Annotated in this window: 21 protein-coding genes; 7 read left to right on the forward strand and 14 right to left on the reverse strand. The window is 70.1% G+C overall.

Annotated features, from left to right (window positions below):
• Positions 1-131: 131 nt before the first annotated feature.
• Genes ACZ63D_RS33770 through ACZ63D_RS33780 form a run of 3 tightly spaced genes read right to left on the reverse strand, consistent with a single transcriptional unit; the run spans position 132 to position 2794 of the window.
• A complete protein-coding gene (locus ACZ63D_RS33770; protein ID WP_465358363.1) occupies positions 132-1427 on the reverse strand; it encodes a geranylgeranyl reductase family protein in 1296 nt (431 codons plus the stop codon).
• Positions 1428-1437: 10 nt separating this feature from the next.
• A complete protein-coding gene (locus ACZ63D_RS33775) occupies positions 1438-2127 on the reverse strand; it encodes a demethylmenaquinone methyltransferase (RefSeq protein WP_465358364.1) in 690 nt (229 codons plus the stop codon).
• Positions 2128-2137: 10 nt separating this feature from the next.
• Positions 2138-2794, reverse strand: coding sequence for a DUF4386 domain-containing protein (locus ACZ63D_RS33780; RefSeq protein ID WP_465358365.1), 657 nt, complete (start codon positions 2792-2794; stop codon positions 2138-2140).
• An 81-nt stretch (positions 2795-2875) separates the two neighbouring features.
• Here ACZ63D_RS33780 and ACZ63D_RS33785 point away from each other — a divergent pair, with 81 nt between their 5' ends.
• Positions 2876-3334, forward strand: a complete 459-nt coding sequence (locus ACZ63D_RS33785) for a MarR family winged helix-turn-helix transcriptional regulator (RefSeq protein WP_465358366.1) — start codon at positions 2876-2878, stop codon at positions 3332-3334.
• A 79-nt stretch (positions 3335-3413) separates the two neighbouring features.
• Here ACZ63D_RS33785 and ACZ63D_RS33790 read toward each other — a convergent pair whose 3' ends face one another.
• Both ACZ63D_RS33790 and ACZ63D_RS33795 read right to left on the reverse strand, forming a co-directional pair.
• On the reverse strand, positions 3414-4517 hold the full coding sequence (locus tag ACZ63D_RS33790; RefSeq protein ID WP_465358367.1) for a glycosyltransferase family 4 protein: 1104 nt from the start codon (positions 4515-4517) through the stop codon (positions 3414-3416).
• A gap of 3 nt (positions 4518-4520) precedes the next feature.
• Complete coding sequence (locus ACZ63D_RS33795) at positions 4521-5591, reverse strand: glycosyltransferase family 4 protein (protein ID WP_465358368.1); 1071 nt, start codon at positions 5589-5591, stop codon at positions 4521-4523.
• A gap of 224 nt (positions 5592-5815) precedes the next feature.
• On the opposite strand from ACZ63D_RS33795, the gene ACZ63D_RS33800 reads away from it, so the two are divergent.
• A complete protein-coding gene (locus ACZ63D_RS33800) occupies positions 5816-6655 on the forward strand; it encodes an inositol monophosphatase family protein (protein WP_465358369.1) in 840 nt (279 codons plus the stop codon).
• A gap of 99 nt (positions 6656-6754) precedes the next feature.
• Positions 6755-7637, forward strand: a protein-coding gene (locus ACZ63D_RS33805; protein WP_465358370.1) for an IS5 family transposase whose coding sequence is annotated in 2 segments (ribosomal slippage) — positions 6755-7468 and positions 7470-7637 — 882 coding nt in all. Because the reading frame shifts where the segments join, the coding sequence is not laid out codon by codon here.
• 72 nt (positions 7638-7709) lie between these two features.
• Here ACZ63D_RS33805 and ACZ63D_RS33810 read toward each other — a convergent pair.
• The 4 genes from ACZ63D_RS33810 to ACZ63D_RS33825 all read right to left on the reverse strand — a co-directional run bounded on the left by ACZ63D_RS33810 (position 7710) and on the right by ACZ63D_RS33825 (position 11701).
• Complete coding sequence (locus ACZ63D_RS33810) at positions 7710-8783, reverse strand: Glu/Leu/Phe/Val dehydrogenase dimerization domain-containing protein (RefSeq protein WP_465358371.1); 1074 nt, start codon at positions 8781-8783, stop codon at positions 7710-7712.
• 148 nt (positions 8784-8931) lie between these two features.
• Positions 8932-10131 (reverse strand): kynureninase, encoded by a 1200-nt coding sequence (locus tag ACZ63D_RS33815; protein ID WP_465358372.1) that lies wholly within the window; start codon positions 10129-10131, stop codon positions 8932-8934.
• Positions 10128-10919: a tryptophan 2,3-dioxygenase gene (locus ACZ63D_RS33820; protein WP_465358373.1), complete on the reverse strand. Its 792-nt coding sequence runs from the start codon at positions 10917-10919 to the stop codon at positions 10128-10130. The genes ACZ63D_RS33815 and ACZ63D_RS33820 overlap by 4 nt, the downstream gene beginning before the upstream one ends.
• Before the next feature lie 8 nt (positions 10920-10927).
• Entirely contained in the window at positions 10928-11701 is a 774-nt protein-coding gene (locus ACZ63D_RS33825; RefSeq protein WP_465358484.1) for a PaaX family transcriptional regulator, read from the reverse strand.
• Positions 11702-11789: 88 nt separating this feature from the next.
• Between ACZ63D_RS33825 and ACZ63D_RS33830 the strand changes: the two genes are divergently transcribed.
• Together ACZ63D_RS33830 and ACZ63D_RS33835 are read left to right on the forward strand one after the other, a co-directional pair.
• Entirely contained in the window at positions 11790-12494 is a 705-nt protein-coding gene (locus tag ACZ63D_RS33830) for an SDR family NAD(P)-dependent oxidoreductase (RefSeq protein ID WP_465358374.1), read from the forward strand.
• Entirely contained in the window at positions 12491-13318 is an 828-nt protein-coding gene (locus ACZ63D_RS33835; RefSeq protein ID WP_465358375.1) for an enoyl-CoA hydratase family protein, read from the forward strand. The genes ACZ63D_RS33830 and ACZ63D_RS33835 overlap by 4 nt, the downstream gene beginning before the upstream one ends.
• Here ACZ63D_RS33835 and ACZ63D_RS33840 read toward each other — a convergent pair whose 3' ends face one another.
• Genes ACZ63D_RS33840 through ACZ63D_RS33855 form a run of 4 tightly spaced genes read right to left on the reverse strand, consistent with a single transcriptional unit; the run spans position 13319 to position 16545 of the window.
• Positions 13319-14140: a MerR family transcriptional regulator gene (locus tag ACZ63D_RS33840; protein ID WP_465358376.1), complete on the reverse strand. Its 822-nt coding sequence runs from the start codon at positions 14138-14140 to the stop codon at positions 13319-13321.
• Between the two features lie 49 nt (positions 14141-14189).
• A complete protein-coding gene (locus ACZ63D_RS33845; protein WP_465358377.1) occupies positions 14190-15110 on the reverse strand; it encodes an SMP-30/gluconolactonase/LRE family protein in 921 nt (306 codons plus the stop codon).
• Positions 15111-15119: 9 nt separating this feature from the next.
• A complete protein-coding gene (locus ACZ63D_RS33850) occupies positions 15120-15776 on the reverse strand; it encodes a histidine phosphatase family protein (protein ID WP_465358378.1) in 657 nt (218 codons plus the stop codon).
• 13 nt (positions 15777-15789) lie between these two features.
• Positions 15790-16545 carry an SDR family oxidoreductase gene (locus ACZ63D_RS33855; protein WP_465358379.1) on the reverse strand — a complete coding sequence of 252 codons (756 nt, stop codon included), beginning with the start codon at positions 16543-16545 and terminating at the stop codon, positions 15790-15792.
• 483 nt (positions 16546-17028) lie between these two features.
• On the opposite strand from ACZ63D_RS33855, the gene ACZ63D_RS33860 reads away from it, so the two are divergent.
• Together ACZ63D_RS33860 and ACZ63D_RS33865 are read left to right on the forward strand one after the other, a co-directional pair.
• Positions 17029-17967: a hypothetical protein gene (locus ACZ63D_RS33860; protein WP_465358380.1), complete on the forward strand. Its 939-nt coding sequence runs from the start codon at positions 17029-17031 to the stop codon at positions 17965-17967.
• Between the two features lie 154 nt (positions 17968-18121).
• Positions 18122-18433: a hypothetical protein gene (locus ACZ63D_RS33865; RefSeq protein WP_465358381.1), complete on the forward strand. Its 312-nt coding sequence runs from the start codon at positions 18122-18124 to the stop codon at positions 18431-18433.
• A 6-nt stretch (positions 18434-18439) separates the two neighbouring features.
• Here ACZ63D_RS33865 and ACZ63D_RS33870 read toward each other — a convergent pair whose 3' ends face one another.
• Positions 18440-20065 carry an acyl-CoA synthetase gene (locus ACZ63D_RS33870; protein ID WP_465358382.1) on the reverse strand — a complete coding sequence of 542 codons (1626 nt, stop codon included), beginning with the start codon at positions 20063-20065 and terminating at the stop codon, positions 18440-18442.
• Between the last annotated feature and the right edge of the window lie 165 nt (positions 20066-20230).

The following is a 20230-nucleotide window of genomic DNA, read 5'->3' on the forward strand; positions in this document are numbered from 1 at the left end:
GGGTGCTTGTCAAGGCATCTTTCCCGCCTTGACAAGCACCCCCGAACCGTCAGCACACTTGGGCTTCGGGGTGCCCCACGCACCACACCCCGCAATGTCGCCGCCAGGCGACGAGCCGACAGACCCCCAGATCACCGCGGCCGAGGCGTAACCCGAGCCAAAGCCGCAATCAACCGATCCACCCCATCGCCCCCACGAGCGTCATAACACCCGGAAAGCCCCTTGTACACCAACGGAAGAATCGAATTAACCCGCAACCCGTACTTAGTAGCCGCGTGCATAACCTTCGGCTTCCCGATCAACTTCGCGAACACATTCCCCAGCCGGTAATATCCGCCCATCAACTCACCGACAGCCCGCGGATACCCCTCCAACGCCCGCTCCCGAGACGCCCCCTCCGGCCGAGCCAACGCCTGCACCACAGCCTCAGCCGCGAGCTGCGCCGACTCCATCGCCGCCGAAATCCCCTCCCCGTTGAACGGACTCACCATCCCCCCGGCATCCCCGAGCAACAGCAGCCCGTCCCGGTAATGCGGAGTCCGGTTGAACCCCATCGGCAACCCAGCCCCACCGACCTTGCCAATGGCGTTTTCCTCGCGATAACCCCATTCCTCAGGCGTCCCGTCCAGCCACTGCCGCAACAACGCCCGGTAATCCGTATTCCGGAAGGACGCCGACGTCGACAACATCCCCAGCCCGACGTTCACCGTCCCGTCCCCAAGCGGAAACGCCCACCCATACCCAGGCAGCAGCTTCGGATCCCGAGGATCAGACCGGTCCCACAGCTCAAGATGCCCCTCGATAAACGGGTCATCATGCTTAGGACTCTTGTAGTACCGCCGAACCGCGACCCCCATCGGCCGCTTCTCGTTCTTCTCAATCCCGACGCTCAACGCCAGCCGAGCAGACACCCCGTCGCAAGCCAGCACCAACGGCGCCCGATAACTCACCGGCGTCTTCTCCGGCCCCACCTTCGCCTCAACACCAATCACCCGCCCAGACGCGTTGGTGATCGCCCCAGTCACCGCAGTCCGCTCATACAACCGCGCCCCAGCCTTCACCGCGGTCTTCGCCAGCAGATCATCGAAGTCCTGCCGAGTACGCGAGACCCCGTACGGCGGGTAATCCGTGAGATCCGGCCAGTCGAATTCCAGCGTCAGATCCCCGGTAAGGATCCGCAGCCCCCGGCTACGCACCCACCCAGCCTCTTCACTGGTATCCAGCCCAAGATCGATCAACTGCTTCACACCCCGCGGCGTGAGCCCGTCCCCGCAGACCTTCTCGCGCGGAAACTCGGTCTTCTCCAGCAGCAGCACGTCCACGCCCGCCCGGGCGAGATACGTGGCCGCGGTCGAACCAGCAGGTCCCGCCCCGACCACGATCACTTCGGCGTCGTGGTCCGGGCTGCGGCGGCGCGAAGTCGTCATACCGCCGAGTTTAGGCAGGCTTGCGCGCCCGGTGGATCGCGACGACGCCGAATGTGAGGTTCAGCCATTCGACCTCGGTCCATCCGGCGCTCGCGATGATCTCGCCGAGCCCGCGCTGATCGGGCCAGGCGAGCATCGATTCGGCCAGGTAGGAGTAGGCCTCGGGGTTGGTCGAGGACCGGCTGCCGACCCAGGTGAGCAGCTTGAGGATGAACCGCCGGTAGATGAACCGGATCGGGGCGAAGGTGGGCGTCGACACCTCGCAGATCACCAGCCGGCCGCCCGGTTTGACCACCCGCAGGATCTCGGCGAGCGCGCCCTTGGTGTCGACGAAGTTCCGCAGCGCGAGGGAGATGGTGACGGCGTCGAAGCTGTCGTCGGCGAACGGCAGGTTCATCGCGTCCGCGGCGACCATCGGCACCTTCCGGTGCAGCCCCGCCTTGAGCATCCCGACGGAGAAGTCGGCGGCGAGGCACCAGGCGCCGCCGCGCGCGTACTCGACGGTGGACACCCCGGTGCCCGCCGCCAGGTCGAGCACCTTCTCGCCCGGTTTGGCGTCCAGCACGCGCGCCGTGGTGGTGCGCCAGCGCCGGTCGAACCCGAACGTCATGAACGAGTTCGCCCGGTCGTAACCGGACGCGACGCCGTCGAACATCGCGGCGACTTCGTGCGGATCCTTGTCCAGGCTCGCTCGGGGCATGGGTCCGAGATTAGTCCGTCCGTGCCGAGCGGTCTCGCGGGAGCAGGACGCTGGCGGCGATCAGCCACGCGAGCCCGCCGAACCGGCCGACCGGGATCAGCGGATACAACGCCGGAGCCAGCAACGACAGCGACGCCAGCACCGCGGCCGCGGCGACCGCCAGCCCGGCGGCCGACAGCCAGCGCGGCAGTAGGTTCAGGAACCACGCGGGCACCGCGATCCCGGCGATCAGCAACGCCAGCGGCACCACGAACCCCGGCCCGCCGGACGCGAACGCCAGGCTGGTCAACGCCCGTGCCACCGCCGGGGTGTCGCTGGCCTGCACGGCGGTCCAGGTGATCAACCCGCTCATCGCGAGCGCGGCCGCGGACAGCACGCCACCGGTCAGCCCGATCACCGCGCCTGGAGCCGCGACCCCGAGCCGCCGTTGTCTGCGGTAAGCCGTCGCGGCCCAGACCGCCAACGGAACCGACGCGCCGAACACCGCGAACGCGAGCAACCGCACGACGCCCTGGTGGCCGCCGAGATACTCCGCGACCTCAGCCGCGCTGGAATCCGGCCGCGTTCCCGCCGCTCCCAGCGCCGCCGACGCGACGGTCAGCACCCCGAACGCCAGCGCCGGAGCCAGCAACGGCGGGCCGCTCTGCTGTCGAGTCGCGATCGCCATGACAAACCTCCTGGTCAATTAGTTTCACTACTAGAACGATTACAGTGGTGTAATCGATTGTCAAGCGATACGGTTCAAGGCATGCAAGGACCCCCGGCGTTCGGCAGCGCCTTCCTGCTGGCCCAGCTGGGCGCACACGCGACCCAGCGCTTCGCCGAACGCGTCGCGGAGCTCGGCCTGACCCCGCCCCAGACCGGACTGCTCCGGGCGATCGCGCGGCGGCCGGGCGAAAGCCAGCAGGTGCTGGCCGCGGAATTGGGCACGCCGCCGACCCGGCTGGTCGCGCTGGTCGACGGCCTGGAGCAGCAAGGCCTGATCGAACGCCGCCGCAACCCGCGAGACCGCCGCCTCTACGCGGTTTTCCTCAGCGGCAAAGGTCAGGAAACGATGGCGGAACTGGCGAAAACCGCCGCGGAGCACGAGGACGAGCTGATGTCCGCACTGTCCACAGAGGAACGTTCGACGCTGCGTGAGCTGCTGGCCCGCGTCGCCGCCGCCCACGACCTGGCCCCCGGCATTCACCCCGGCTACCGCGCCTGACCCGCTCGTTGTCCGTGCGGGGAACCCTGACGGAATCTGATTCCGTCAGGGTTCCCCTCACGGACTTTCCGCAGTGGGGTCAGCCGAGCGCGGCGAGCATTCCCCGCACCGAGTTCGGCCAGGCGAATTCCTCGGCGCGCGCCCGAGCAGCCGCCCGCCGGAGGTCCTCCGGGTGCTCCAGCAATCCAGTCACCGCATGGGCGAACGCGGGCGCGTGATCGTCCACCGCCGCCCCGCAGCCAGGTCGCACGATCTCCCGCAGTGCCGACGACGCCGAAACCACCACCGGCGTCCCCGAAGCGAGCGCTTCCAAGGCCGCCAGCCCGAACGTCTCGTGCGGCCCCGGAGCCAGCGAGATGTCCGCGCTGGCCAGCAACCGGGCCACCTCGCCGCGGCCGGAGAGGAACCCGAGAAACGTCACCGGCAGCCCGCGAGCCCGCCGCTCCAACGCCCGCCGCCGCGGCCCGTCCCCCGCGATCACCAGCCGCACCCGCGCCCCGGATTCGGTCAGCTCCGCGACCGTATCCACGCTCCGTTCAACGTGTTTCTCCGGCGACAACCGACCACAATGGACGATCAACGCCTCCGCGCCCTCGGCCAGCGCCGACCGCCACCCGGAATCCCGCATCGACGGTGCGAAGGTCGCCAGATCCACCCCCAGCGGCACCCGCCGGACGTTAGGCGCGGCGATCCGCTCGAACTCCGCGTGCGCGAAGGCCGTCGTGCACACCACCGTGTCGTACGACGCCGCCATCCGCCGGTTGGCGACATCCGCGACGTGCCGGGCCATCGCCCCGGGCAGCAAGAACTGTTCCAGCAACCGATCCAGCCGCTCGTGCGAGATCACCGTGCTGGGCACCCCGTGCCGCCGTGCCCAGACGCCCATCCCCCGCAAGGTCAGCCGATCGGACACCTCCAGCCGATCCGGTTCCAGCCGCCGCAGCACCGAGCGCACCCGCTGCGGGTCGACGGCGCGATAGCCGCCGGTGCCAGGAATCCGCAAGGCAGGCAGGGAATACCGGCACACGCCCGTCGGCAGTGTTTCCACCGCATAGCGTCGCCCCGGCACGACCAGCGTCACCCGATGCCCGCTGGCGACGTACCCCGCGCCGAGGTGATTCAGCGCGGTCCGCAATCCGCCGGACCTCGGCCCGTAGAAGTTCGCCAGCTGGACGATGTGCATGGCTCAAGCCGCACGCGCGACTCGGCCCTGCACCGCTTCGTAGTGCCCGACCAGCTCCCGGCACACCGCGGGCCACGTCCGGCCCAAGACCACTTTCCGCGCCTTCTCGCCCAGCCTGGCCCGCAACGCCGCGTCGCGCAGGTCATTGACCTTGGCAACCAGCGCCGGGCCGAACAACTCCCGCTCAGCGGGCAGCAAATACCCGGTCCGGCCGGGTAGCACAAGGTCCTTCGGCCCACCCGCGTCCGGCGCGAGCACGGGCAGCCCGGACGCCATCGCCTCCTGCACCGCTTGACAGAACGTCTCGTGCGGTCCGGTGTGCACGAAAACGTCGAGGCTCGCGTACGCGACCGACAGCTCTTCGCCGTACTTCGCGCCGAGGAAAGCCGCGCCAGGCAACCGTTCCCGCAACGCGGGAAGCTCCGGCCCATCACCGACGACGACCACGCGCACGCCCGGCATCCCGGCCAGCACGGTCAGCCGGTCGACCTCCTTCTCCGGCGCGAGCCGTCCGACGAACCCGACCAGCAACTCACCGTTCGGCGCGAGTTCCGCGCGCAGCGCCGGGTCCGCGTGCGCCGGGGAGAACCGGCTGATGTCCACGCCGCGGGCCCAGCGGTGCACGCGCGGAACCCCGTGCAGTTTCAGCTGTTCGATCGAGTCCGAAGACGGTGCGAGCGTCCGGTCGGCCCGCGAGTGCAGGCGGCGCACCCAGCGCCAGGCCGCCCGCGCGCCGATGCCGAAGCCGTACGACGTGGCGAACCCGGCGATGTCGGTCTGGTAGACGGCGATCGACGGCACTCGCAGCCGTCTGGCCGCGGCCAGCCCGCGTGCCCCGACGACGAACGGCGAAGCCAGGTGCACGACGTCCGGGCCGAAATCCGCCAGCGCGGTCAGCACGGTGCGCGTCGGCAGGCCGATCGGCAGCGAGTTCACGCCGGGGAAGTCCAGCGCCGGAATGCGGACGACCGGAGCGCCGCGATAACTCGACGGACCCGGCCCCGGCGCGACGACCAGCACGTCGTGCGCGGATTCGACCAGATGCTCGACGACCCGCAGCACGGAATTCGTCACGCCGTTCACCTGGGGCAGGAAACTTTCGGTGACTATGGCGACTCGCACGGCGTCACTGTCGCAAAACCGCAGGCAGGGCGGGCCAATCCCGCGTAACCGACCGGCCAACGGTGGCGAAACACTCCGCAGCGTCCGCGCGCGAGCACCGACCGTCGAATAATTCGCCACGACATGTCATCTTCCGGTCGTGTCCCGGACACCAGGAACGCCCAGACTAAGCAGGCATGACCCTCTTGTCCTCCAGGCCGTCGCGGCCCGTGGAACCCGGGCTGCTCTCCCGAGCGCTCGAGGTCGCGGGGCGGCTGGCGAACGACGCCACCGACGTGATCACCGCGACCGCCGGCCGCGGCGCCCACCCGGCGACGCTGGATTCGCCGTTCGACTGGGTCACCGACACCGATCGGATCCTGGAACGGCACACCCGCCGCGTACTGACCGCTGAGTTCCCCGGAATCCCGGTGGTAGGCCACGAATTCGGTGCCGACCACGGCGCGGATGTCGCGGAGTACCGCTGGGTGGTCGATTCGGTGGACGGCACCGCGAACTACGTCGCCGGAGTGCCTTGGTGCGCTTACAGCCTCGCCCTGGTCGACGCGAGTGGCCCCGTGGTGGGCGTGGTCGCGGACCCGTACCGGGCGCAGATCTACGCCGCTGCTCGCGGCCGGGGAGCCCGCGCGAACGGGAAACCGCTCAAGCTGGTGGACCGCTCGGGTACCGCCGGGGCGATCGTGTGCACCGAATTGGCGCGCAAGGGACCGTGGCCGGGCATGGGCGAGTTCATCGAACGAGCGGCGGCCGCGCACGCCGGGGTGCGGGTGCTGGGGTCGGCCGCGCTGTCGATCGCCCAAGTCGCGCTCGGACACGCGGCTGCCGCGGTGCTGCACAGCTACCACGAATGGGACGTCGCGGGCTCAGTCGCGATGGCGATCGAGGCTGGCGCGGTCGTGCTGGACAAGCACGGCGAGGACGCGGCGCTGCCTACGGACGGCCTGCTGGTGGCCGCGCCCGGCGTCGCCGACGAGGTCCTTGGCTGGTGGCAGGAAACGGCGGCTGTCGGTACTTGAGGTTCGTGAGGGGAACCCTGAGAGGGTGTTGTGGAACCTGGTGATCGGCTCGGTGTGTCGGCTGTGGTAGCCGGTCCGGCGTGGTGATCATCGAGTCGGGTGTGCGTCTGTGTGTGCAAGCCGGGTTATGACTCGTCGTTGACCGATGCGCAGTGGGCGGTGGTCGAGCCGCTGCTGCCGAGAACCCATCCGGGTCTGGGCGGCCGACCGCCGGTCCACTCCCGCCGGCTGGTCATCGACACGATCAGTTATGTGCTGGTCAGCGGGTGCGCGTGGCGGCTGGCGCCGCGTGATCTCGCGCCGTGGACGACGGCGTATCGGGTGTTCGCGGCGTGGACCGCCGACGGCACTTGGGCTCGTGTGCACGACGTGCTGCGCGACCGAGTCCGCGAACGCGACGGACGCAACCCGCAGCCCACGGCCGCGAGCCTGGACTCCCAGTCGGTAAAAACCAGCGAGGGCGGGGAACAGACCGGCTACGACGCGGGCAAACGCGTGCGGGGCCGCAAACGGCACCTGCTGGTCGACACCCTCGGGCTGATCCTGGGCGTGGCCGTGACGTCGGCGTCGGTGCAGGACCGGCCCGGAGCCCGCCGGATTCCGGCCGGGATCCGGGCACGGTTTCCGCTGCTCGACTTGGTGTGGGTGGACGGCGGCTACGTCAACTCCAAGGACGCCACCCTCGTCGACTGGGCCCGGGAGAAGGAGGACATCGAGATCGTGGCGGTGCCGCGGAACGCTGATGTGGCAGGCTTTCAAGTGCTGCCCCGCCGGTGGGTGGTGGAACGAACCTTCGGCTGGCTGACGAGGTGGGAGACGCTTGGCACGCGACTACGAACGCAAGACGGCCCACGCCGAAGCGATGATCCAGTTCGCGATGATCCGATTGATGGCCGCCCGCCTCGCCGACGAGCACATCGAACCCCGCGGCCCCATCGAAACCGAAGCAGCCCGCCGCCTAGCAGAAGACCACGACAACTAACCGCCCAGGTTCCACAACACCCTCTGAGGGAATCTGATTCCCTCAGGGTTCCCCTCACGGACGTCCGGGCAGTTACACCGTGAGGATGGAGCGCAGGCGGCCGACGTCGGCCATCCGGCGTTCGGCCAGGCGGTCGGCAGCGGCGGCGGGCGGCACGCCGTCGGCCTTCGCCAAGTCGTACACCGCCTTCGTGGTGTCGAAGATCGCCGCGGTTTTGCGCTGGGCGCGGGCGAAGTCGAAGCCGTGCCGTTCGTCGTCCACCTGGATCACGCCGCCCGCGTTCACCAGGTAGTCGGGGGCGAACAGGATGCCGCGGTCGTCGAGCAGTTTGTCGACGCCGGGGTGGGCGAGCTGGTTGTTCGCCGCGCCGCAGACGATCTGGGCGCGCAGGGCGGCAACAGTTTCGTCGGTGAGCACGCCGCCCATCGCGCACGGGGCGAAGACGTCCAGTTCGGTTTCGATCATGGTGTCCACATCGGACACCACCTCGACGCCGGGGTACGCCGCGCGGGTGCGGTTCACGGCGCTGGGGGCGACATCGGTGATCACTACGTGCGCGCCGGCCTCGACAAGGTGGCCGACGAGAATGTGCCCGACCTTGCCGACCCCGGCCACGCCGACGCGGCGGCCGGTCAGTTCCGGGACGCCCCACACCTGGTCCGCGGAAGCGCGCATGCCCTGGTACACGCCGAAAGCGGTGAGCACCGAGGAGTCGCCGGCCCCGCCGTCCTCTGGGGAGCGTCCGGTGACGTGCCGGGTCTCGCGGGCGACGATGTCCATGTCGCGCACGTAGGTGCCCATGTCGCAGGCGGTGATGTAGCGGCCGCCGAGAGACTCCACGAAGCGGCCGTACGCGCGCAGCAGCGCTTCGGATTTCAGCGTGTTCGGGTCGCCGAGGATGACGGCTTTGCCGCCGCCGAGGTCGAGTCCGGCGAGAGCGTTCTTGTACGCCATGCCCTTGGAGAGCGCGAGAACGTCGTCCAGTGCGGCGTCTTCGGTGGCGTAGGGGTAGAACCGGGTGCCGCCCAGGGCCGGGCCCAGAGCGGTGGAGTAGATGCCGATGATGGCTTTCAGCCCGCTGGCCTCGTCGTGGCAGAACACGACTTGTTCATGGCCGCTGTGCCGGCCGAACACGCCTTCGGTCACGGTGGTGACTCCTTTGTCTCCCACGCGGCTCGTGGCCGCGCAAATGTGTGAACGGTGCGCACCGGGGAAACGGGGGTTGCCCGTTCCACAGTGCACACCGTCAACCTACTTCGCCGTTCTTCCGGCCACCACCCGCCTCCCGGCAGGTTCACCCCAGATCCGCGGCAGCTTCCCGAAGGGTGAAAATCGCGGTCTCGAGCTGTTCATCGGAGAGGTACGGCGCGGGACCGAACCGGAGGTAATGGCCCCGGCTGTCGGTCCGCACGCCGCGCGCGGCGAGGCTTTCGCACAGTCGCCCGGCGACCGGGCTGCGCAGCGAGAGGAAGCCGCCGATGCCCTCCAGCGGGGTCTCCCGGTCCCGGGTGACGACGTCGTCTGGCAGGCCGAGCTCGTCGAAGCAGCGGGTGAGCAGGCCGACCTGGTGCTGCGACACTTCGCGCAGGAACTCGGCGGTGAGTCCTTGCTCGGCGAAGAACCGCTGCACGCGCGCGCCTCGGTAGTGGCTCGACGGGTCGTAGGTGGCTCCGGCGAACCGGTCGCCGCCGGCCGCGTACGCGACTTCGTCCGGGCGGCGTTCGTCGGCGAGCGCGCCGAATTCCGCGAACCAACCGGTGATCACCGGGCGCAGCTCTTGCGCGTGCGCGGGCAGCCGCAGGAAGCAGTTGCCCTCGCCGAGCTGCAGGTATTTGTATCCGCCGCCGAGCACCCACGCGTTGGTGAGGCCGAGGTCGTGCAACGGGAACGGCACCGCGCCGACCGCGTGGTAGGCGTCGACGACCAGCTCGACCGAGCGGCTTCGGCACGTATCAGCCAGATGCGCGAGGCCCGGCACGATCCACGACGTCTCGAACAGCACCGCCGACGTGAGCACCGCGGCGGTGCGGCCGTCGACCTGGCCGGCGAGCCGTTCGGCCAGCGTCGCGACCGGGGCGGCGGGCACGCGGACGACCTCGACGCCTTCCTCGGCCAACCGGGCGAGCTGACGGCGCAGAGTGTGGAATTCCCCGTCCGTGGTCACCAATCGCGGCCGCTTCCGCAGGTCGATCGCGGACAGGAACCGCAGCACGAGTTCATGCGTGTTGTGACCGAGCGCGTAGTCGCCGTGCGGATCGGACAACCACTGCCGGAACCCGGCGCGCAGCTCTTCGGCCTTCGCGAACGCCCGGCCCCACTTCTCGTCCACTTCCTCCGCCGCGTCGGCGAACGCTTCGCGCAACCCCTCTTCCGCGACGTCCGGCCAGGCCTGATGCGAATGCGAGGACAGCAGCAGCCGCTCGGCGACCCGGAACCGCGAGTAGTGCGGGGCGAGTGCGTTTTTCTTGGCGCGCAAGGATTCCACTGTGGTCACAACCGGCTCCGCACGGCCCACAGGTCCGGGAACATCGGGTTGAACAGCGTGGTGCGCAAGTATGTCGCGCCGGACGAGCCGCCGGTGCCGGTCTTGTCGCCGATCGTGCGTTCGACCATCTTCACGTGCCGGTAGCGCCATTCCTGCAGGCCCTCGTCGAGGTCGACCAGCGCCTCGGCGAGCACCGACGGGCCGCCGTCGTCGTGGTAGACCTTCAGCAGCACTTCCTGCAGTTCCGGCGACGGCTCCACCGGACGGGTCACGTCGCGGTCCGTGGCGACCGGGTAGCCCTTTCCGGACAGGTAGGTCAGGAACGAGTCGAACACCGACGGGCGGCGCATCGCGTCGGCGATCCGGGTGCGCTGCTCGCCGCCGTCCGGGTAGTGCGCGAACACGCGCTCGTCGCGGCGGCCGAGCACCGCCTCCAGCTCGCGGAACTGACCGGACTGGAAGCCGCTCGAAGCGTCGAGGCGGGCGCGGAAGCTGGTGAACTGGCTGGGGGTCATCGTCTCCAGCACGTCGATCTGCGCGACCACCACTTTCAGCACGGTCAGGATGCGGCGCAGCGTGCGGATCGAATGCGCGGTGTTGCCCGCTTCGAGGTTCTCCTGCAGGAACGCGGCCTCGTGCAGGATTTGCTTGAACCACAGCTCGTAGACCTGGTGAATCACGATGAACAGCAGTTCGTCGTGTTCGTCCGAGCGCGGGCGCTGCGCGGCCAGCACCTCGTCGAGCGCCAGATAGGACGTGTAGCTGAGCGCGGCTTGGGTGTCGTCGGGTCCGGTCATCGGGTTCCTCATCTCGTGGACAGGGTGCGGTCGAAGTGGCGCTGGGCGGGTGGCGCGAGCGCCGAGTACAGGTCGTGGAACAACTCGACCGCCGCCGCCCGGGTCTCGGGCGCGGGGATCAGCTCAGACGGTAACTCCGGGTCCAGCGAGGGGAATTCGCGGTAGGTGTGCACCAGTCTGGTCCGCACGGCGAATGCTCGCGCGTCGCTGAGGTCGCGCGAGCATTCGCCGAATTCGGCGACGAACGCGGCGTACCGGGCGGACAGTCCGTCGAGGTCCCAGGCCCGTCCGGCGAGCCGGCGCACGTCCAGTGCGGCGGACGGGGTGCCGAGCATCAGCCCGGCGTGTTCGGCGACTTCGAGTTCGGTGAGCAGCGCGAGCACCTCGGCCTCACGGTCGTGCGGGGCGAGCCAGGTGCCGTCCTGAACGGGGCCGAACCCGAGGAACCGCAGCCGCCGCACCAGCCGTTCGCGGGACGTGCGCCGGGTTTCCGGGATGTTCTGCCACAGCACGGTCCAGGTCCCGGCCGGTTCCTCGCGCCGGCCGAGGCCGAAGATCCGCCGGTCGCCGTCGTCGAGCAGGGCGACCGTGCGCGGGGTCAGCGAATAGTGCACCAGCCTGCCCTCGCGGTGGCGGGACAGCAGGCCGCGGCGCACCAGCCGGGTCAGCGCGATCCGGGCCGCGCCGTCGGAGAACCCCAGCTCGTGCAGCAGTGCGACGAGCCCGCCGGACCACACGCGCCTGCTCTCGCGCGGGCGCACGTAGCTGCCCAGCAGCGTCATCACGAGCTCCTGGGGCGTGCGGGCGGGTTCGGTGTCGGGCACGGGGCAACTCTATACACCTCAGCCCGCTGCGGTGTAGCTTTTGGGAGTGAGCAGTTTCTCCGACCGGGTCGTCGTGGTCACCGGCGGCACCCGCGGCATCGGCGCGGCCGTCGCCGAGCGGTTCCGTCGTGCCGGAGCGACGGTGCACTCCCCCGGCAGCGCCGAATGCGACGTGACCGACGAGGCCGCCGTCCGCGCGTACTTCGCCCAGCTCGGACGAGTCGACGTGCTGGTCAACAACGCTGGGGTTTCGTCAAGCGCACCGCTGGCCAAAACCGCTCTCGACGACTGGCGCGGCCAGTTCGAGGTGAACGCGACCGGCGCGTTCCTGTGCACCCGCGAGGTGCTGCCGGGGATGCGGGAACGCGACTTCGGCCGGATCGTCACGGTCGCGTCGACCGCGGGCCTGGCCGGTGCGCGTTACACCTCGGGATATACCGCGTCGAAGCACGCGGCCGTCGGCTTGATGCGCGCCGTGGCGGCGGAAGTGGCGGGCACGGGCGTCACGTCGAACGCGGTGTGCCCGTCGTTCGTGCGCACCGACATGACCGCGACTTCGGTCGCCCGGATCCGCGAACGGACCGGCCGCGACGAAGCCGGAGCGGAAGCCGCGCTCGCCGCCGCCTCTCCGCTCGGCAGGCTGCTCGAACCCGGCGAAATCGCTTACGCCGTGGAGTTTTTCGCCGCTCCGGAGGCGGCCGCGATCAACGGACAGACCCTCGTACTCGACGGTGGAGGAATCCAGAAATGAGCCCGTTCCGCGCCAGTGCCCCGCTCACGGACTCGTGGGAGCACTTCGAGTTCACCGTGGACGACGGGGTCGCGACGGTGACCTTCGACCGGCCGGACAAGCTCAACGCGCTCACCTTCGACGTCTACGCCGACCTGCGCGACCTCGTCGCCGAACTGCCGCATCGCGGCGACGTGCGGGTGCTCGTGCTCACCGGGAAGGGCCGCGGGTTCTGCTCCGGCGGCGACGTCGAGGAAATCATCGGCGAGCTGCAGAAAATGGACACCGCGGAACTGCTCGAATTCACCCGGATGACCGGTGCGGTGGTGAAAGCCATGCGCGAAACGCCGATCCCGATCATCGCGGCGATCAACGGCGTCGCGGCGGGCGCCGGTTCCGTTCTAGCGCTGGCAAGCGATTTCCGGCTCCTGGCCGAATCGGCGAAGTTCGCGTTCCTGTTCACCAAGGTCGGTTTGGCGGGCGCGGACATGGGTTCGGCGTACCTGCTGCCGCGCCTGGTCGGCCTCGGCCGCGCGACGGAACTGCTGATGCTGGGCGACAAACTCCCCGCCGAGCGCGCCGAAGCGATCGGGCTGGCGAACCGGGTGGTGCCGGACGCCGAACTCGCCGCCGAGGCCGCCGCACTGGCGCGACGGCTCGCGGACGGCCCGGCGCTGGCGTACTCCACCACGAAGGTGCTGCTCACCCGCGAACTCGACAGCGACCTCGGCAGCTCGATCGAACTGGAAGCCATCACGCAGGCGTTGCTGATGACCGCCAAGGACCACAAGGAGTTCTACGCCGCCTGGGCCGCCGGTCGCAGTCCACAGTGGACTGGTCGCTGATCAGGCCCGGGTCACCGCGGCCTGGAGTTCCGTCACCCAGTCGTCGCGGTTTTCCGGGCACTCCAGGTTGACCTCGCGGGGGTAGCCGGTCGACTGGTAGCCGTTGGCGTCGATCCAGCGGGCCAGGGCCTGGGCCGCTGGATCGATGGTCTCCATGGAACCGCGGTGCACGATGGTCGCTGCCTGCTCGAGGGGCGGCAGGTCGAGGACCCGGACGTCGCCGTCCCGCAGCGGGGCGGAAACCTCGACGGCTGCGTGGACGACGACCTTGCCGTCGGCCTGCGGGGCGTCCTCGTAAGAGGCCACTCCGGATCCGGTGCACGCGATTCCCGCCGCCGCCAGCCGCCGGAAAAGCTCCTCGTAGAGCGGTCCGATGACGGGTCCGATGTCCTCGGGCTCGAAACTGGCGGCGACCGCGGTCAGCTCCGCCACCCGCACGCCGGGGACGTTCTTGAGGACGACGTCGTTCTCGGGCATCTGCCCCTCGCTTTCGATCGCTCGGAGCCTCGCCTCGACCCGGACCAGCCTGGCCGCCGCGGCTGCCATCGCCGCCTCCAGATCGGCCCGCCGCAATCGCAGCATGGCGCTCAGCTGCTCGACGGTGACCTTCTCGTCGAGGATCTCCTGGACCTGCTGGAGAGTGAAGCCGAGATCCTTGAGCGCGATGACGCGGTTGAGGCGGGCCAGCTGAGCGGCGGCGTAGTAGCGGTACCCGGTGACGGGGTCGACGCGGGCCGGGCGCAGCAGCCCGGTCGCGTCGTAGTGCCGCAGCATGCGGACCGAGACGCGGCCGTGCCGGGCGAAGTCTCCGATAGTGAACATGGTGTCTTCGGGTTGACCGGCTGACACGGTGTGAGAGTCAAGAAGACGATCAAAGATCGGTGTAGGCGATCGCGTTCTCTTCCAGCGAGCCGAACCACAGGCGGCCGTGGTATTCGCGGATGCCCACCAGCAGGTGGAATCCCGGGATCTCGCCGCGCAGTTCCCGCACCACCGCGCCCTCCGGCGTGACCGCGAGCGCGCCCACCCGGCGTTTCGGGGCGGGCTGCAGGGAATCCGGCAACGCGCGCACCGCGGTCCGCACCGGCGTGGGAAGGCGGCGCACGACATCGAGGGCGCGCAGCCGCGGACTGGCCTCGGTGATCCAGATCAACCCGTCCGAACCGGTCGCGATGTTGTCCGGGAAGCCCGGCAGGTCGTCGATCAGGACGTCGCGATCGCCCGCGCGCGGACCGGTCAGCCAGACCCGGCTGACCCGGCACGCGCCGGTTTCGGCGACCGCCACGAAGGACTCGTCCGGCGGCAGCGCCACGCCGTTGGCGAACTGGAGACCGTCGGCGAGCAGGTCGATCGCGCCGTCCGGGGTGCGGCGCAGCAGCCGTCCGCCCGCGGTCTGCTCGATGAGGTCGTCGCGCCAGTTGTCGATGCCGAAGCGGCGCGAGGAATCCGTGAAGTACACCGTCCCGTCGGCGGCGACCGCGGCGTTGTTGCAGAACACGAAATCCAGCCCGGCTCCGGACGTCGCGAGGGTCGTCGTCTCGCCGCCGCTCAACGGCATGGTCAGCAAGCCTGCGCGGGCGTCGCAGATGAGCAGTTCGCCGTCGCCGTACAGCTCCAGCCCGAGCGGGCGGCCGCCGGTGTCGCCGATCAGGTCGATCCGCCGTCCGTCCGGGGAAACGCGCAGGATCCGCCCGTCGTCGACGCCGGTGTAGACCCGGCCCTCGGCGTCCACGACCACGTCTTCCGGACCGTGCCCGTTCACCGGGACGATCGTGACCTCACCGAACCGCACGCCAGTCTCCTACCGGTAGCTGAGCAGCCGCGCGTTCTCGCCTTCGAGATGCGGATGCTCGTTGAAGGACAGCAAAGTCACGCCGCCGCGGCCGGACGTCAGCTTCGTGATGCCGGTGTTCACGGTGACGCGGTTCAGCTTCAGCAGCCCGGGCCCGGGCGTGCCCAGCAACGACCCGGCGACCGCGCCCAGCACGCCGCCGGAGGTGAAGACGAGGCCGTTTTCGCCCTTGCCCAGCGAGCCGGCCAGTTCCGCCAGCGCCTCCGTGCAGCGGCCGAGGAAAGCGGGCCAGCTTTCCGCGCACGGACCGCTGTCGCCGGAGTCGACCCACGCGGTCAGCGCGGCGTCCAGCAACCGCTGGTACTCGCGCGAATCCTGTTGCGGCGCACCGCCCGCGTGGTGCCGCGCGATGTCGACGTGGTCGTATTCGTTCCAGCGTTCGTCCTCGATCACCGGCACGTCGCAGCCGAGCGCTTTCAACGCCGTCGCCGCGGTGTCCCGCTGGCGGGCCAGGGTTCCCGAGCGCACCTGAGCGAACTCGACCCCGCGTCGTTTCAGCTCCGCACCGACCACTGTGGACTGTTCGAAACCCAGAGGCGACAACGCGTCGTAATCCGCCGCGCCGAAGGACGCCTGGCCGTGCCGGATGAGGTAGATCGCACCCATTTACGCCGTCCCGTCAGGGAAACTTCCGCAGCAACCGGCCCGGAGCCAAGCGTACCGCGAGACTCAGCGGCACCCAGGGCCACGAAGGCACGTACGCCCGCTTCGGTTCCGCTTCGATCGCTTTGACCAGCGCGTGCGCACCGGCTTCGGCCGACACCATCAGCGGATTGCGTTTCGTCGAACGCGCGGTCATCTCGGAGCTGATGTAGCCGGGCCGGACGTCGGTGACCGTGATGCCGTGGCTGCTCAGCTCCAGCCGCGCACCGTCGGTGAACGCGGAGATCCCCGCCTTCGACGCGGAGTACGCGGTGAGGTTGCGGGGAAAACCGCGCAGCGCCATGAACGACGAGATCACCGCGAGGTGCCCGTCGCGCTGCTCGCGGAAGATGCCCGCCGCCGCCTCGATCTGCGCGACCGCGCCGACGAGGTTGGTTTCGAGGGTCTGCCGGTTGGCGTCGAACCGGCCCGTGCCGACCGGCTGTCCCTTGCCGAGCCCGGCGTTGACGATCACGCGGTCGAGCCTGCCGAGCTCAGTCCGGAATTCCTCGAACACCGCGAAGACGCGATCGTGGTCGGTGACGTCGAGCGCGCGCGTGGCGACGGTGATCCCCGGGTACGCGGTGCGCAGCTGCGCGGCCAGGTCGTCGAGCCGTTCGGTGCGCCGGGCGCACAGCGCGAGATTGCGGCCGCGGGCGGCGAACTGCCGGGCCATTCCCTCGCCGAGCCCGGAGCTGGCTCCGGTGATCAGGATGTTCTGCCGCAAGACCATGCCCGGAGCCTACCCGCTGGTAACCGTCCTGGCGGTCCCGTGTGACCGCGTCGAAGGCGTGTTCTCCCGGTCGCCGGGAACGCATTTTCGGCGGGACGGCGTTCGCGGCACCCGCCGAGACAGCGCGGTGCACTCGTCGGTGCGAGCGAGCCAGCTGGTGCGGCGGCTAGACATGCGGATCCGGCACGGATGACCGGTGGCCCGGCCTCTGGGGGCATGCCGGGCCACCGGTTCCGGGCGCGGCCGCCGGCCGGGCGCGGGGCGCGGTCCGCGCTGCCGGGGCCGAGGCTCCGGACGCGCCGGGGGCGGCGCGTTCCGTCCTGGCCATGGAAGCGCGACCGCGCAGGTCACGGCAATGGTTGCCAGTTGCCAGTACTAGCCCGTTCGTCCGAGTCCCGAGGCGGTGCGCCTGGTCCGGCGGCTGCTACCGTGCCTGTGTCGGGCTCGGCACAGTCGGTTACCTATGGGGGCGGTCGGCGGCACATGACGCAGCGGCATGCGGACCACGCCGGTCCGGACACCGACGGAGGTGCCCGGACCGCGTTCGCGAGCGCGCTGCGCGCCGCGATCGGGGCGAGCGGGCTTTCCCTGGACCGGATCCAGGCGCGGCTGCGCGCCCGCGGCGCCGCGGTCAGCGTCACCGCGCTCAGCTATTGGCAATCGGGCAAACGCCAGCCGGAACGGGCCGGGTCGCTGTCGGCGGTGCGGATGCTGGAGGAAATCCTCGGCGTGCCCGACGGCGCGCTGCTCGGCCTGCTGCCGCCGCCCCGTCCGCGCGGCGCGAGCAGGCGCGACCGGGCGGGCGAGGAACCGGTCACCTTCACCCGCGAGATCCTGCAGCCGCTGCTGGACCGCGTCGGCGCGCCCGACGCGCTGGACCAGCAGCACCAGCTGAAACTCGTCGGCCTGCACGACCGCTGCGACATCGCGGCCGACGGCGGGCAGCTCTCGGTGACCTCGCGCGCGGTGTTCCAGTCCAGTGCGGACGGTCAGGACCGCTGGCTGCTGGTGTACGCCCAGGGCGACGCGACCGCGGTGCCGGAGTTGCAGCCGGTGCGCAACTGCCGCGTCGGACGCGCCGAAGTGGACGACGACCACGGCATCCTGGTGGCCGAACTGCTCTTCGACCGCGCACTGGAACGCGGCGAAACGCACCTCATCGAGTACACCCTGCGCAACTCCGGGCCGCCGTATCCGCACTGCCGGTCCACGCACTACCGGGAATTCCGCCGCCCGGTCCGCGAGTACCTGCTGGAGGTCCGCTTCGACCCGGCCGCGGTGCCCGCCCGCTGCTGGCAGTACGCGAACGCCACCGACGAAGCCCCGTCCCGCCGCCGCCTGCGGCTCGACAGCGGCAACGGCGTGCACGCGATCGCCTTGGACTTCGGGCCGGGGATCTTCGGCATCGGCTGGAGTTCGTGAACCCGGCGGCCGAACTGCGCGAGCTGACCGTTCTGGTCGACACGGGACGCTGGCGCGAGACGGTTCTGGACTCGGTGAGTCTCACGGTGCCAGCGGGACGGGTCGCGGCGGCGTTGGCGAGTTCGCTTCCCGCGACCGCACGCAGCTCGGGGACGTGCGAATCAACGGCACCGTCGGCCTGGTGCCGCAGTCCGGGGTCACGGCGTTCGCCGCGGAGCGCACCGTAGGCGAGCATCTGGGCGAGCGGCAGAGGCTATTCCGCGGTCGGAGCGTCGACGACGCCTGCAAGGCAGCGGTCTGTCCCGTGGAGACGCTCGTGGTGGACGAACCCAGCGCCTCCCTCGACCGCGGCACCGCCCACGAGGTGTGGTCCGCCCTGCGCGCTTACGCCGATGCTGGCGCCGCCGGGACGCCCGGCGAAATCCGCGTCCTCGCGGATCCTTACCTGCGAGGCTTTTTCCCGTGACCGTGCTCAGCTCAGCTTGGTCCGCAACACCTTTCCCGTCGCGTTGCGCGGCAGCTCGTCCAGGAACTCCACATCCCGCGGCACCTTGTAGCGCGCCAGATTCGCCTTCACGTACTCGCGCACGCCGTCTTCGTCCAGCGTCGAGCCCTCGGTGCGCACCACGAACGCCTTGAGCCGCTCGCCGAAGTCCGGGTCCTCGACCCCGATCACCGCCGCCTCGAGCACGTCTTCCCGCTCCACCAAGAGGTTTTCCACCTCGATCGGGAAGACGTTCTCGCCGCCGGAGACGATCATCTCGTCGTCGCGGCCGTCAATGAACAGCAGGCCGTCCTCGTCGAAATGGCCGACGTCGCCGCTGGAGAGCAGGCCGTCGATGATCTCCTTGTTGCGGCCGTCGGTGTAGCCGCCGAAGCTGAGCCCGCTGCCGACGAACACCCGCCCGGTCACATGCGGCTCGGTGATCTTGGTTCCGTGCTCGTCATACAGCGCGACGCGACAGCCGACCGGCGCGCGGCCGACCGTGCCCGGCGCTTTCTTCCAGTCCTCCGGCGTCGCGACCGTCGCCACCGCGACTTCCGTGGAGCCGTACAGGTTGTGCACCACGTCGCCGAATTCCTCGTTCGCCCGGTTGCCGAGATCCGGCGACAGCGCGGACCCGGCGACGAAGATGATCCGCAGGCACGAGGTGTCGTAGCGGTCGCGGACTTCCTTCGGCAGGTCGACGATTCGCTGCAGCATCGTCGGCACCAGAACGAGCGCGGTGCACCGATGCGTCGCGACGCCTTTCAGCGTGGCCTCGGGGTCGAACTTCCGGCGCATCACGACCGTGCAGCCGAGCGCGAAGCTGAGGATGAACTGCGACAGCCCGGTGCCGTGGAACAGGGGCGCGCCGATGAAGGTCGCTTCGCCGGAGCGGAGCGGGATCCGGTCCAGGAACTGCGCCGACGCCAGCGCGGACGTATGCGGTCGCGGCGCGCCTTTGGGCGTCCCGGTGGTGCCGCTGGTGAGCAGCACGAACCCGCCGGGCTTGGCGGGCGCGGGCAGCGGCCGGTCGTCGGTGCTGGCGATGATCTCGGCGAGCACCGGGATTTCGTGCCCGCCCGGTTCGTCGACCCAGGCCAGGTAGCGGTCGACGCTCTCGTCGATCGCGTCGAGCAGGCCGGTGAACTCCTGGTCGTAGACGAGCGCGGTGACGCCCTCGCGCTGGGCGACGTCGGCGAACTGCGGTTTGGCGAAACCGGTGTTCATCAGCAGCAGCCGCGCGCCGAGCTTGCCCGAGGCGGCCATCGTGAGCACGAGCCCGCGGTGGTCGCGGCACAGCGCGGCGATCACCGAACCGGGGCCGAGGCCGCGCTGCGACCAGGCCCGGGCGAGCGCGTTGGACTGGTCGTCGAGCTGCTTGTAGGTGAGCGGGCCGAGGTCGTCGACGATCCCGACGCCCGCCGCGTCGCGCCGGGCCGCGATGTGGTTCGCGCCGGCGAACGGGCCGTACTTGCGGATCGCGACGAGGGACCGCAAGCCCTCGTCGAGCCGGGGAAACGGGACCAGCCCGGCGCGGCGCATCACCTCGACGCTGCGCACGGTCTCGGTCAGCTTCCCGGCCACCTGGCCGGCCAGCTCGGCCACACTCATCCGGGCACCTCCATTGCTGCGGCGGGAGCGCCCACGCCGACGGACTCCGTACCGCCGGTATGGGAGTTACTCGACAGTAAAGCAAGGCCCGGCCGCGCACCAGTGCCCGGCCGGGGAGGAAATTTCCGGTGCCGGTCACGGACTGTCCGGGAAGGGCTTTTCGCG

It is taken from the genome of Amycolatopsis sp. NPDC104775, assembly GCF_055583325.1.

Coding starts and splice junctions, on each gene's coding strand:
- ACZ63D_RS33820 (WP_465358373.1), bottom strand. CDS start 10,919: ATGACCGGACCCGACGACACCCAAGCCGCGCTCAGCTACACGTCCTAT.
- ACZ63D_RS33855 (WP_465358379.1), bottom strand. CDS start 16,545: ATGGTCTTGCGGCAGAACATCCTGATCACCGGAGCCAGCTCCGGGCTC.
- ACZ63D_RS33860 (WP_465358380.1), top strand. CDS start 17,029: ATGACGCAGCGGCATGCGGACCACGCCGGTCCGGACACCGACGGAGGT.
- ACZ63D_RS33775 (WP_465358364.1), bottom strand. CDS start 2,127: ATGCCCCGAGCGAGCCTGGACAAGGATCCGCACGAAGTCGCCGCGATG.
- ACZ63D_RS33870 (WP_465358382.1), bottom strand. CDS start 20,065: ATGAGTGTGGCCGAGCTGGCCGGCCAGGTGGCCGGGAAGCTGACCGAG.
- ACZ63D_RS33850 (WP_465358378.1), bottom strand. CDS start 15,776: ATGGGTGCGATCTACCTCATCCGGCACGGCCAGGCGTCCTTCGGCGCG.
- ACZ63D_RS33785 (WP_465358366.1), top strand. CDS start 2,876: ATGCAAGGACCCCCGGCGTTCGGCAGCGCCTTCCTGCTGGCCCAGCTG.
- ACZ63D_RS33780 (WP_465358365.1), bottom strand. CDS start 2,794: ATGGCGATCGCGACTCGACAGCAGAGCGGCCCGCCGTTGCTGGCTCCG.
- ACZ63D_RS33800 (WP_465358369.1), top strand. CDS start 5,816: ATGACCCTCTTGTCCTCCAGGCCGTCGCGGCCCGTGGAACCCGGGCTG.
- ACZ63D_RS33825 (WP_465358484.1), bottom strand. CDS start 11,701: ATGACGCTGCTGGGCAGCTACGTGCGCCCGCGCGAGAGCAGGCGCGTG.
- ACZ63D_RS33840 (WP_465358376.1), bottom strand. CDS start 14,140: ATGTTCACTATCGGAGACTTCGCCCGGCACGGCCGCGTCTCGGTCCGC.
- ACZ63D_RS33770 (WP_465358363.1), bottom strand. CDS start 1,427: ATGACGACTTCGCGCCGCCGCAGCCCGGACCACGACGCCGAAGTGATC.
- ACZ63D_RS33835 (WP_465358375.1), top strand. CDS start 12,491: ATGAGCCCGTTCCGCGCCAGTGCCCCGCTCACGGACTCGTGGGAGCAC.
- ACZ63D_RS33790 (WP_465358367.1), bottom strand. CDS start 4,517: ATGCACATCGTCCAGCTGGCGAACTTCTACGGGCCGAGGTCCGGCGGA.